The 12,238-nt window shown below is 61.1% G+C and carries 12 protein-coding genes; 6 read left to right on the top strand and 6 right to left on the bottom strand.

The genetic code is table 11. From position 1 onward, the window contains the following. Positions 1-176: 176 nt before the first annotated feature. Positions 177-467, top strand: a complete 291-nt coding sequence (locus AC4BCN_RS10345) for a DUF2917 domain-containing protein (RefSeq protein WP_051991977.1) — start codon at positions 177-179, stop codon at positions 465-467. Then, positions 464-1,201, top strand: coding sequence for an NAD-dependent epimerase/dehydratase family protein (locus AC4BCN_RS10340; protein WP_490493222.1), 738 nt, complete (start codon positions 464-466; stop codon positions 1,199-1,201). The genes AC4BCN_RS10345 and AC4BCN_RS10340 overlap by 4 nt, the downstream gene beginning before the upstream one ends. A gap of 2 nt (positions 1,202-1,203) precedes the next feature. On the opposite strand, the gene AC4BCN_RS10335 is transcribed toward AC4BCN_RS10340, so the two are convergent. From AC4BCN_RS10335 to AC4BCN_RS10325, 3 genes are all read right to left on the bottom strand, one after another. Further along, entirely contained in the window at positions 1,204-2,523 is a 1,320-nt protein-coding gene (locus tag AC4BCN_RS10335; protein ID WP_100876302.1) for a replication-associated recombination protein A, read from the bottom strand. A gap of 73 nt (positions 2,524-2,596) precedes the next feature. Next, positions 2,597-3,253 carry an outer membrane lipoprotein chaperone LolA gene (gene lolA, locus AC4BCN_RS10330; protein WP_490493221.1) on the bottom strand — a complete coding sequence of 219 codons (657 nt, stop codon included), beginning with the start codon at positions 3,251-3,253 and terminating at the stop codon, positions 2,597-2,599. Between the two features lie 5 nt (positions 3,254-3,258). Further along, a complete protein-coding gene (locus AC4BCN_RS10325; RefSeq protein WP_070304042.1) occupies positions 3,259-5,619 on the bottom strand; it encodes a DNA translocase FtsK in 2,361 nt (786 codons plus the stop codon). A 215-nt stretch (positions 5,620-5,834) separates the two neighbouring features. Between AC4BCN_RS10325 and trxB the strand changes: the two genes are divergently transcribed. The 3 genes from trxB (at position 5,835) to AC4BCN_RS10310 (ending at position 8,236) form a co-directional block, all read left to right on the top strand. Then, positions 5,835-6,788 carry a thioredoxin-disulfide reductase gene (gene trxB, locus AC4BCN_RS10320; RefSeq protein ID WP_034758671.1) on the top strand — a complete coding sequence of 318 codons (954 nt, stop codon included), beginning with the start codon at positions 5,835-5,837 and terminating at the stop codon, positions 6,786-6,788. Between the two features lie 7 nt (positions 6,789-6,795). Then, a complete protein-coding gene (locus tag AC4BCN_RS10315) occupies positions 6,796-7,470 on the top strand; it encodes a Smr/MutS family protein (protein WP_490493220.1) in 675 nt (224 codons plus the stop codon). Positions 7,471-7,606: 136 nt separating this feature from the next. Continuing rightward, a complete protein-coding gene (locus AC4BCN_RS10310; protein WP_034758680.1) occupies positions 7,607-8,236 on the top strand; it encodes a trimeric intracellular cation channel family protein in 630 nt (209 codons plus the stop codon). Between the two features lie 143 nt (positions 8,237-8,379). Here AC4BCN_RS10310 and AC4BCN_RS10305 read toward each other — a convergent pair whose 3' ends face one another. Together AC4BCN_RS10305 and AC4BCN_RS10300 are read right to left on the bottom strand one after the other, a co-directional pair. Further along, positions 8,380-8,718, bottom strand: a complete 339-nt coding sequence (locus tag AC4BCN_RS10305) for a P-II family nitrogen regulator (protein ID WP_034758685.1) — start codon at positions 8,716-8,718, stop codon at positions 8,380-8,382. Positions 8,719-8,759: 41 nt separating this feature from the next. Beyond that, positions 8,760-10,376 carry an NAD+ synthase gene (locus AC4BCN_RS10300; protein ID WP_490493219.1) on the bottom strand — a complete coding sequence of 539 codons (1,617 nt, stop codon included), beginning with the start codon at positions 10,374-10,376 and terminating at the stop codon, positions 8,760-8,762. A 91-nt stretch (positions 10,377-10,467) separates the two neighbouring features. Here AC4BCN_RS10300 and AC4BCN_RS10295 point away from each other — a divergent pair, with 91 nt between their 5' ends. After that, positions 10,468-11,601, top strand: a complete 1,134-nt coding sequence (locus AC4BCN_RS10295; RefSeq protein ID WP_490493590.1) for a GNAT family N-acetyltransferase — start codon at positions 10,468-10,470, stop codon at positions 11,599-11,601. Between the two features lie 52 nt (positions 11,602-11,653). Here the strand turns inward: AC4BCN_RS10295 and ppa are convergent, their stop codons facing one another. Continuing rightward, positions 11,654-12,196, bottom strand: coding sequence for an inorganic diphosphatase (ppa, locus tag AC4BCN_RS10290; protein WP_034786159.1), 543 nt, complete (start codon positions 12,194-12,196; stop codon positions 11,654-11,656). Positions 12,197-12,238: the final 42 nt, after the last annotated feature.

The raw sequence follows: 12,238 nt of genomic DNA, 5'->3' as shown, positions 1-12,238 counted from the left end.
ATCCCTTCAGTATGCGGCTGGCGCGCGTGGCCGGCACAGATACAGTTGCCGAGTTTTTTGACAAGCACAGTGTACGACAAGAGACACTGTGTTCATGACAATTTCGTTTTCCTGCATCTGTCATGGTTCACGGCAAGCGCCTAAGCTGTTCCTGTCAGCACAACAGGAGCGATGCCATGCATACCGACCACGAATTACGCAGCGAACGGCCTTTGCGCCTGGAAAAAGCGCACGCCAGGGTCATCGAATGCCTGTCCGGCACGGCGTGGATCACGGCCTACGCCCAGTTCGAGGATTGCGTGCTGCGCAGCGGCGAACGCTATACGATACCGAATGACGGCCTGGTGCTGGTCGAAGCCGTCGGTAGCGGACACATCCGCGTGCATGGGACCGCCGCACCGCGCCCTGCCCTGCTGCGCTGGCTGAACCTGGCACTGCCTCACACACTGATCACAAGGAATACATGACACAAGCTCCACTGCGCGTCCTCGTCACGGGCGCCGCCGGCATCATCGGCACCGCTTTCTGGAAGCGCAGGCACGGGGAGTTCTCCCTGCGCCTGGCCGACCTGCACACAGGCAAGCTGGCCGAAGCGCCCTGCCCATCCATCAAGCTCGACGTCGCCGACTATGCCGCCTGCCTGGCCGCCTGCGCCGATATTGATGTGGTGCTGCACCTGGCTGGCGTGCCGCACGCCAGCGCCGATTTCGATGCGCAATTGCTGCAGCCGAACATCGTCGGCACGCACAACATCTTCCGCGCGGCGCAGGAACAGGGAGTGAAAAGAGTGGTGTTTGCCAGCAGCGCGCAAGCCATCGAAGGCTATCCGCTGGACGTGCAAGTACAGGAAAGCATGCCGGCGCGCCCCGCGAACATGTATGGCGCCAGCAAGGCCTTTGGCGAAGGCGTGGCTTCCGCCTTTGCGCACCAGCATGGCATGACGGCAATCGCCGTGCGCATCGCCAACGTGGCCCACTTTGCGCCAGGCCAGCAGCACAGCGCGCGCGACATCGCCGCCTTCATCAGCGAGCGTGACGTGGTGCAATTGCTGGCCCGCTGCGTGACGGCGGACGTACCGGCCGGCTACCACGTCGTGCATGGGGTGTCGGACAACCGCTACAAGCGGCTGTCGATTGCGGCGACGCGCCAGCTGGTCGGCTACGCGCCGCAGGATGACGGTTTCAGCCTGCTGGGGCTGTAACCTCAGCCCTTGCCGGCTGGTTTTCCCGCTTTCCTGTCCAGCTCGCGCAGCCACGCCAATTTATCGGCAATCTTGCTTTCCAGGCCGCGCGGCACGGGCTGGTACCAGCCCGGTTCGGCCATGCCGTCCGGAAAGTAGGTTTCGCCAGCCGCATACGCATCGGGCTCATCGTGCGCGTAGCGGTAGGCGTGGCCGTAGCCGAGTTCCTTCATCAGCTTCGTCGGCGCATTGCGCAAGTGCACGGGCACTTCCTTCGACTTGTCTTTCTTCACAAACGCCATGGCCGTATTGAACGCGTTATAGCCGGCATTGCTTTTCGCGGCGATGGCCAGGTAGATGACGGCCTGGCCCAGCGCCAGCTCGCCTTCGGGCGAACCGAGCCGTTCATACGTTTCCGCCGCGTCATTGACCATGGTCAAGGCACGGGGGTCGGCCAGGCCGATGTCTTCCCAGGCCATGCGCACGATGCGCCGCGACAGATAGCGGGGGTCCGCGCCGCCATCGATCATGCGGCAAAACCAGTACAAGGCCGCATCGGGGTTCGAGCCGCGCACGGATTTATGTAGCGCGGAAATCTGGTCATAGAAATTGTCGCCACCCTTGTCGAAGCGGCGCGAATTGAGGGTCAGCGCGTTGTCGACAAAGGCCGCGTCGATCCTGGTCGTACCCGTCGAGCTGGCGGCCGTCTCGGCCTGTTCCAGCAAGTTCAAAAAGCGGCGCGCATCGCCATCCGCATAGCCGATCAGGGTATCGGCGGCCGCCTCGTCGAATGTCAGATGCGTCAGCGCCGTGCTTTGCGCCTTGGCCAGCAACTGCTTCATCTCGTCTTCGTTGAGCGATTTCAACACATACACTTGCGCGCGCGACAGCAGCGCCGAGTTCACTTCGAAGCTGGGGTTTTCGGTGGTGGCGCCAATAAACGTCACCAGGCCCGATTCGACGAAGGGCAGCAAGGCATCCTGCTGCGACTTGTTGAACCTGTGGATCTCGTCAACGAACAATAAAGTGTGCTTGCCAAACTGGTCCAGGCTGTGGCGTGCCTGATCCATGGCCGCGCGGATATCTTTTACCCCAGCAAACACGGCGGACAAGGCGATGAATTCGCTGTCGAAGGCGTTCGCCATCAGCCGCGCCAGCGTGGTCTTGCCCACGCCAGGCGGCCCCCACAAAATCATCGAATGGGCCTTGCCCGCCTCGAACGCGAGGCGCAGCGGCTTGCCCACGCCCAGCAGATGCGTCTGGCCGATGACTTCGTTCAGGGTAGCCGGCCGCAAGGCTTCGGCCAGCGGCTGGCGCGGTGCGGTGGAAAAGAGATCCGCCATAATGAGTTACCTAATAAGAATGCAAAAGCCCCGCATTGCTGCGAGGCCGGCTCATACGCAAGGCGCGACAGTCTTAATTGTTAATGACGTCGGCGCCTTTGGGCATGACAAATTTAAAGTGATTGGCAGATAAGGCCGGATTCTTCTGGAAATTCTTGAACGCCAGCACCGACGTCTGGCCGAACGAATCGCGCAATTCCATCGCTTCCGGCACGCCGTTGCGCAGGCCGATGGTGATTTCATCGAACGTCGTGTCCTTGGCTTTCGGTGTCGCTTTCAGCCATTCCAGGCCATCGCGCGTGCCCGCTTCGGCCAGGGTGAAATTCTTTTCCAGGTCGTTGCTGCCGAACAAAATCGCTGCTGGCGAGGAACCGAGCGCGTCGCCCAGTTTCTTGACCGTCACCTGGCTCAAGTCCTTGTCGTAGATGTACAGCTTGTCGCCATCGGCCTGCAGTAGCTGCTCGTATGGTTTCAGATAGGTCCAGATGAACTTGCCTGGACGGGCAAACTCGAACGTGCCGCTGGCCGGCGTCGACACTTTCGCCTTGCCGCTGGCGTCCGCCTTCTTGACCTGGCGCTGCACGAACTCGCCCTTGGCCGACTTGGTGCCGGCCGCAAAACTCTTGAATTGTTCGAGGGCGCTGGCCGAGGCACTGGCCGCGAACAGCAGGCCGCAGGCGACGCTGGCCGCGCCGATCATCATTTTTGCTGCGAAAGTCGTATTCTTCATTCTGTTTACCCTTGTTCACTACTGGCCGCCGGCACCAGGATTTCCCGGTTGCCATTGGATTGCATGGTTGATACCACCCCGCTCTGCTCCATCTGCTCGAGCAGACGGGCGGCGCGGTTGTAGCCGATGCGCAAATGACGCTGCACCAGCGAAATCGAGGCGCGGCGGTTTTTCAGCACCACCGCCACCGCCTGGTCGTACAGGGCATCGGCCTCGCCGCCGCCCTCGCCCGGCACGCCGCCTTCGGCGCCGTCGCCTTCCAGGGTGCCGCCTTCGAGGATGCCCTCGATGTAATTCGGTTCGCCCTGCAGCTTCAAATGGCTGACAACGCGGTGGACTTCTTCATCGGACACGAACGCGCCGTGCACGCGCATCGGCAAACCGGTGCCGGGCGGCATGTACAGCATGTCGCCCATGCCCAGCAAGGTTTCCGCGCCCATCTGGTCGAGAATGGTGCGCGAGTCGATCTTCGACGACACTTGGAACGCGATACGCGTGGGGATGTTCGCCTTGATCAAGCCCGTGATCACGTCTACAGATGGGCGCTGCGTGGCCAGAATCAAGTGCAGACCTGCGGCGCGCGCCTTTTGCGCGATACGCGCGATCAATTCCTCGACTTTTTTGCCAACTACCATCATCAAATCGGCCAGCTCGTCGATGATGATGACGATGGTCGGCAGTTTTTCCAGCGGTTCCGGCGAGTCAGGCGTCAGGCTGAACGGATTCGGGATATGTTCTTCGCGCTTTTTCGCGTCGGCAATCTTCGCGTTGTAGCCAGCCAGGTTACGCACGCCCATCTTGCTCATCAGCTTGTAGCGGCGTTCCATCTCGTTCACGGCCCAGTTCAGCGCGTGGCCGGCCTGGCGCATGTCGGTCACCACGGGCGCCAGCAAGTGCGGAATGCCTTCGTAGACGGACATTTCCAGCATCTTCGGATCGATCAGAATCAGCCGTACGTCGAGCGGGTCGGATTTGTACAGCAGCGACAAAATCGTCGCGTTGATGCCCACGGATTTACCGGAACCGGTGGTACCGGCCACCAGCAAATGGGGCATCTTGGCGAGATCGGCCACGACGGGCTTGCCCGCGATATCCTTGCCCAGCGCAATCGTCAGGCTGGACACGCCATCGTTGTAGACCTTGGAGCCGAGGATTTCCGTCAGGCGCACGATCTGGCGCTTGGTGTTCGGCAGTTCCAACGCCATGTAATTCTTGCCTGGAATGGTTTCCACCACCCGGATGGAAGTCAGCGACAGCGAACGGGCCAGGTCGCGCGCCAGGCCCACGATCTGGCTACCTTTGACACCCGTGGCCGGCTCGATTTCATAGCGCGTGACGACGGGGCCGGGGTAAGCGGCCACTACCTTGGCATCGACGCCAAAGTCGGACAATTTCTTTTCGATCAGGCGGCTCGTGAATTCCAAGGTTTCCACGGAGACGGTTTCCACCACGGGCGGCGCTTCATCGAGCAAAGACAGCGGCGGCAGCTTGCCATCGCCCAGGTTCTCAAACAGATGGGCCTGGCGTTCCTTTTCCACGCGCTCCGATTTCACCACCGTCACCACCTGCGGTTCAATCTTCACGGGCGGCGCGGCCACATGTTTCTCCACGTGCTTGGCCCGTTCGATGACCACCACTTCGTCGCGGCGCACGGCGGCCACTTCACCCTGGCGGCGGTCTTCGCGGTCCTGGTAGCGCAGCACGAACCAGTTGACGGCGTCTTCGATGGCGCCACCGATGCGCTCGGCCACTTGCAACCACGACACGTGGAAGAACAGGCTGAAACCGAGGCCGAACAGCAGCAACAGCAGCAAGGTCGCGCCCGTAAAACCAAAAGCCACGTGGGCCGAGTGCCCGACCAGCTGGCCCAGCACGCCGCCCGGGTCGCGCGGCAGCTGCACGTGCAAGCTTTTCGCCATGCGCAGGTATTCGAGGCCCATGCTGCCGATCAGCATGATGGAAAAACCGACGATGCGAATCAGCATCTCGACATGGTGCTCGCGCTCCACCTCTTCCTCTTCCAGCAGGAAGCGCTTGCTCAGGCGGCGATAGCCATGCCATACCGTGCGCAGCAGCCACACGCACCACCACCAGGCGGAAAAGCCGAAAATATACAGCAGCAAATCGGAGAAGGTCGCGCCGAGCTTGCCGCCCAGGTTGGCCACCTTGTCGACGTTGGTGGCGTGCGACCAGCCGGGGTCGAGCTTGTTGAAGCTGGCCAGGATCAGCACGAAATACAAGGCAAACGCGGCCAGCGCGAACCAGCGCGCCTCGGACAGCAGCCGCACCAGCCGGTTGGGCAGGGGCCGGCGTTCGACCGGTTTTCGGGTGTAGCTATTTTGATTGGCCTGGGCTGGTTTAGTCATTCTGGGAAGCGCTGCAAGGTGAAAAATGTTTCTGAAAGGGAATTTCCCATAATAAGGAAGTATTCTAAGCCATATATGCCCCGGACGGCCCCACGATTCGTCGCTACAGGCGGCTTGGTCTATAATCGTGGATTGCTTGCGCAAGCGCAATACGCCCTTGTTCTTCGCGCGTATGCCCCCAATTCGGATAGACCCCACTCATAGAGAAGCCTCCCATGACCACTACCAAACACGCCCGCGTTTTGATCCTCGGCTCCGGCCCAGCCGGCTACAGCGCCGCCGTCTACGCCGCCCGCGCCAACTTGAACCCGATGCTGGTGACCGGCGTGGAACAAGGCGGCCAGTTGATGACCACCACCGACGTGGAAAACTGGCCTGGCGACCCGATGGGCGTGCAAGGCCCGGACCTGATGCAGCGCTTGCTGCAACACGCCGAGCGCTTCAATACAGAAATCGTGTTTGACCACATCCACACGACGTTCCTCAATGAAAAACCGATCCGCCTGAAGGGCGACAGCCACGAATACACGTGCGACACCCTGATCATCGCTACGGGCGCATCGGCGCAATACCTGGGCCTGCCATCGGAAGCGGAATTCATGGGCAAGGGCGTATCCGCCTGCGCCACCTGCGATGGCTTCTTCTACCGCAACCAGGAAGTGGCCGTTGTCGGCGGCGGCAACACAGCCGTCGAAGAAGCGCTGTACCTGTCGAACATCGCCAATAAAGTCACGCTGATCCATCGCCGCGACAAGTTCCGCGCGGAAGCGATTTTGATCGACCGCCTGAACGCCAAGGTTGCCGAAGGCAAGATTGTGTTGAAATATAACCACACTCTGGACGAAGTGACGGGCAACGAAGGCGGCGTGACGGGTCTGAACATCAAGTCGACCATCGACGGCAAGGTCGAAGCGCTCTCCGTGCATGGCGTCTTCATCGCCATCGGCCACAAGCCGAACACGGGCATCTTCGAAGGCCAGCTGGACATGCACAACGGCTACATCAAGACCAAGACGGGCCTGGAAGGCATGGCCACGGCCACCAGCGCACCAGGCGTGTTTGCCGCCGGCGACGTGCAAGACCACATCTACCGCCAGGCCATCACCAGCGCCGGCACGGGTTGCATGGCAGCACTGGACGCCCAGCGCTACCTGGAAGGCCAGGAGTAAGCGTCGCATGGCGTCGATGAAAGACTTTGCCGACCTGAAAGCGGTCAGCAAGCAGCTCAAGGAGCAGGCCGATGCGCGCGCCCAGGCTGAAGCGGAGCGCGCTCAGCAGGTCAAGGTGCAGGCCGTGGAGAGCAATCTATTCAAGGCCAGCATCGGCGGCGTCAAGCGCCTGCCCGAGTCGGACCGCTACGTGCCCAGCCTGCCCAAGGCGGGCGCCATGGCGGCCCAGCAATCGGCGCGCAAATTATCCCCGGAAGAGGACGATGCGGCCGTGCTGCGCGAGTCCCTGTCGGACTTGTTCGAAGTCGACCATTACCTGGAAAACGATCCGGCCCTGAACTACGCCCGCCCCGGCGTGGGACCGGACGTGGTGAAGAAGATGCGCAAGGGCCACTGGCCCATCCAGGATGAGCTCGACTTGCACGGCTTGCGCCGCGACGAGGCGCGCGACGGCATCGGCGCCTTTTTGAACCAGGCCACGCGGCGCAAGCTGCGCTGCGTGCGCGTGATCCACGGCAAGGGTTTGGGCTCGAAAGGCCAGGAACCGGTCTTGAAATCGATGGTGCACAGCTGGCTCGTGCAAAAGGATGAAGTCATCGCCTTTTGCCAGGCGCGCCGCTCCGAAGGGGGCGATGGCGCGCTCGTCGTACTGCTTTCTTCCGCCCTGCAGCCCATCCGCTGAGCACCGCAGCAAGAAATCACAATTCAGTAACAAGTTAGCCCACGCGCACGGCCCCCGTTTGTCACCATTCGGGGCCGTGTCATGTTAACCTGTGACAATTATTTCCTGCTTAGCGTCTCGTGCACGCGCGCCACCCATGATGCCACCCCAATTGCCGCCTGGCTCGCTGATCAAGATCATTGAGGTCATCGCCATCCTGGTGGGCGCGTTTTCCGGCTTCATCGAAGCGCGCCGCAAGCGCATGGACCTGGTCGGCGTGTTCGTCGTGGCCTTCATCACGGCGTTTGGCGGGGGCACTTTGCGCGACATCCTGCTCGACAAGCGCCCATTGTTCTGGGTTTCGCACCAGGAATACGCGATTCTCATCTTCGTGCTGGCCCTGACGGCCGCGCCCTTGATCCAGCACTTACGCCAGATCGTCTCGGAACGCCTGATCGTCATCGCCGACGCCATCGGCCTGGGCATGTTCGCCATCGCGGGCGTGGCCGAAGCGACGCGCGCCGGCATGCCGCTGTTCATCGCGTCGATGATGGGGGTGATTACGGGGATTTTTGGCGGCGTGATGCGCGACATCGTCTGCAACGAAGTACCGATGGTATTTCGCGACGGCAAACCGTACGCGATCTGCGCGTTCTTCGGCTGCTGGGCTTATTTATTGCAGATGCACTTCGGCGCCGAGCACGACTTCGCGCTGTGGACCAGCGCCAGCGGCATCACGATTCTGCGCCTGATTTGCTGGAAATTCGATATGCGGCTGGGGCGCTGATACGTCGACGGGCAACGTTGTTGGCGGCGCATGTCGGCTTACGCGCTGGCGCGCTAAGCCGACCTACGACATGACACAGCTTACTACACGTAGGTCGGATTAGGCTCCGAGAGCCGTAATCCGACAACATTGCTGGTCCAGACTTACACCGCGTCCGGACCGGTTTCACCCGTACGGATGCGTATCACCTGCTCCACGTCGCGCACGAATATCTTGCCATCGCCGATCTTGCCCGTGCGGGCTGCCTTGATGATGGCGTCGACCACCAGTTCCGATACGCTGTCGTCGACCACCACCTCAACTTTGACTTTCGGCAGGAAGTCGACCACGTACTCGGCGCCGCGGTACAGCTCGGTATGCCCCTTCTGGCGGCCAAAGCCCTTCACTTCCGTCACGGTCAAGCCCGTCACGTTCACATCGGCCAGGGCCTCGCGTACTTCGTCGAGCTTGAATGGTTTGATGATGGCGGTAATCTGTTTCATGGCTTCTCCTTAAAATCGACAGATTGGGTTCCCCTGGCTGCTTATTCGTAGAACTTGGAGGTGATCGGGTAGCGCCAGTCGCGGCCGAAGCCCCGGTGCGTGACGCGGATGCCCACCGGCGACTGGCGCCGCTTGTATTCATTGATCTTGATCAGGCGCGTGATTTTCGCCACGTCGGCCGGCGGGTAGCCAGCCTCGATAATGTCGGCGATCGGCCGGTTTTCTTCCATGTACAGCTGCATGATGCCGTCGAGTACGTCGTATGGCGGCAAGGAATCCTGGTCCAGCTGGTCGGCGCGCAATTCAGCCGACGGTCCGCGCGTCAGGATGCGCTCGGGTATCACGTCCGACACACTGTTGCGCCAGGCGCACAAACGGTACACGAGCGTCTTGGCGATATCCTTGATCACGGCAAAGCCGCCCGCCATGTCGCCGTACAGGGTGCAATAACCGACCGCCATCTCGCTCTTGTTGCCCGTCGTCAGCACGATGCTGCCATGCTTGTTCGACAGGGCCATCAGCAAGGTGCCGCGGATGCGCGCCTGGATGTTTTCTTCCGTCGCGTCTTCCGCCAGTCCGGCGAACTCGTCAGCAAGGGTGGCGCGGAAGGCATCGAAGGTGTGCTTGATCGGAATTTCATCGTAGCGCACATTGAGGCGTTTTACCATGTCGCGCGAATCGATCCACGAGATATCGGCCGTAAATTGCGATGGCATCATGACGGCGCGCACCTTGTCGGCGCCCAGCGCATCGACGGCAATCGCCAGGGTCAGGGCGGAATCGACACCGCCCGACATGCCGATCAGCACGCCAGGAAAACCGTTCTTGCCGATATAGTCGCGCACGCCCAGCACCAGCGCCTGGTACACCTGCGCCTCGGTGGTCAACGGCGCGGCCAGCGGCTGCGGCACGGGCGTGGCGCCGTCGAACTCGACCAGTTGCAAGTCTTCCTCGAAGTGGCGCAGCTGGGCGCACATCGTGCCGGCCGCATCCATGACGAACGAGTCGCCATCGAAGATCAGTTCATCCTGGCCACCGACCAGGTTGGCGTAGACCAAGGCCATGCCTTGCGCGCTGACATTCTTGCGCATGGTGTCATAGCGCAGATGCTGCTTGTTCATGTGGTAGGGCGAGCCGTTCGGCACCAGCAGCACTTGCGCGCCAGCCGCGCGGGCGCGCATCGGCGCATGCTCGAACCACGTGTCTTCGCAGATATTGATGCCGAAACGCACGCCTTTCACGCCAAACACGAAAGCCTGGTCCGACGACGTGAAATAACGCTTTTCATCGAACACGGTGGTGTTCGGCAAATCATGCTTGCGGTAGGTGCCCAGCACTTCGCCATTGAGCAACACAGAGGCGGCGTTGTGGCGCACGCCCTTCTCGTCTTGCAGGGGCAAGCCCACCACCACGTGCAAATCCTTGAACTGGGCCAGGTCGGCAGCCAGCCCCGCAAACGCTTCCTGCGTTTTTGCGTAGAATGCATTGCGCAGCAATAAGTCCTCGGGTGGATAGCCGACCAGCGACAGTTCCGGCGTGAGCACGATATCGGCGCCCGCGTCAAAGGCACGGCGGGAAAGGTCGAAGATCTTGGCACGGTTGCCGGCCAGATCGCCGACCGTACTATTCATTTGAGCAATTGCGACTTTGACTGTCATGATGATGATGGATATTTTCGTTCTATTAAACAAGACAGGGGCGCGCAGGCCGGTGGCGGCGCCCCGAGAGTGATGAATGCACACTACAACAATGAATTATCGCACGGCTATCGTCACTACCCTGGCTGAAATTGGCGAAGCGGCCTGGTCTGAACTGCTGGCACGCCAGGCGGACGCCACTCCCTTCCTTTCCTACGCCTTCTTGCACGCGCTGCACGAGTCCGGCTGCGCCAGCGCGGACACGGGCTGGCAGCCAAATTACTTGGTGCTGTGGCAAGGCGAAACCTTGGCCGCCGCCCTGCCCCTGTACCTCAAAATGCATTCGTATGGCGAATACGTGTTCGACTGGGCCTGGGCCGACGCCTATCGGCAACATGGCCTTGAATATTACCCGAAACTGTTGTCCGCGATACCATTCACGCCCGTCAGCGGCACGCGTCTGCTGGCCCGCGATGGCCAGGCCCGCGCCGCCCTGCTGGCCTTTCTTCAAGCCCAGCAGCAAGCGGCCGACGTGTCGTCCTGCCACATCCTGTTCCCGCCGGAAAGCGAAGCACGCCAGCTGGAGGAAGCTGGCTACCTGATGCGTAGTGGCGTGCAGTTTCACTGGCTCAATCCCGGCTACACGGATTTCGAGCAATTCCTCGCTACCCTCGAGCACAAGAAGCGCAAGAATATCCGCGCCGAGCGGCGCAAGGTGCGGGAAGCGGGCGTCACCCTGCGCCAGGTGCGCGGAGCGAACGCCACGGACGCGGACTGGACACTGTTCCACCACTGCTACAGCAATACCTATGCGGAACACCGCTCCTCGCCCTATCTGTCGCTGGAGTTCTTCCGGCGCATAGGCGCCAGCATGCCGGAAAACATTCTCTTGGTGATCGCCGAGCGCGAAGAACGGGCCATTGCCGCCTCGCTGGTGATCCACACGGCAGACACTTTATATGGCCGCTACTGGGGCGCGCTCGAGCACGTGCCCTGCCTGCATTTCGAGACGGCGTACTACCAGCCGCTGGAGTTCTGCATCGCCAACGGCATCGCCACCTTCGAAGGGGGCGCCCAGGGCGAACACAAGATGGCGCGCGGCTTCCTGCCGCAAAAGACATGGTCCGCCCACTGGCTGGCGCACCCGGCCTTTGCCGACGCCGTGCAGCGTTTCCTTGAACGAGAACGGGGCGGCATCGATGCCTACCTCGATGAATTGAACGAGCACAGTCCGTTTCGCACATAAAAAAACGTTCCCGGCCATGACTGGCGGGGAGCGCTCTTCTTACTCGGTGTTCTTAGGCTTTGGCGGCGTCGGTCTTGAAGGCTGCAACGCCGTTCAGGATTTCTTCCTTGGCCACTTCAGGACCATACCAGCCGTCGATCTTGACCCATTTGCCTTTTTCCAGATCCTTGTAGTGCTCAAAGAAATGCTGGATCTGGCGCAAACGCAGTTCGTTCAAGTCTTCCGGCTTTTGCCAGTGGCTGTAGATCGACAGGACCTTGTCGACTGGCACGGCCAGCACTTTTGCGTCTTCGCCCGACTCGTCGGTCATTTTCAGCACGCCGATAGGACGGCAGCGCACGACCACGCCCGGGATCAGCGGGAACGGGGTGATGACCAGCACGTCAACCGGGTCGCCGTCCGGCGACAGGGTGTTTGGCACGTAGCCATAGTTGCACGGGTAATGCATGGCGGTACCCATGAAGCGATCGACGAAGATCGCGCCGCTTTCCTTGTCGACTTCGTACTTGATCGGATCGGCATTCATCGGGATTTCGATGACGACGTTGAAATCGTTCGGCAGGTCGCGGCCGGAAGAGACGTTATTCAAACTCATGGGATTCCTCATTAGCGGGTGGTGTTTTAACCGCGCAATTAT

The organism is Janthinobacterium sp. Bl 1 (genome assembly GCF_058215535.1).
This window is presented reverse-complemented; position numbering and strand designations above follow the sequence as displayed.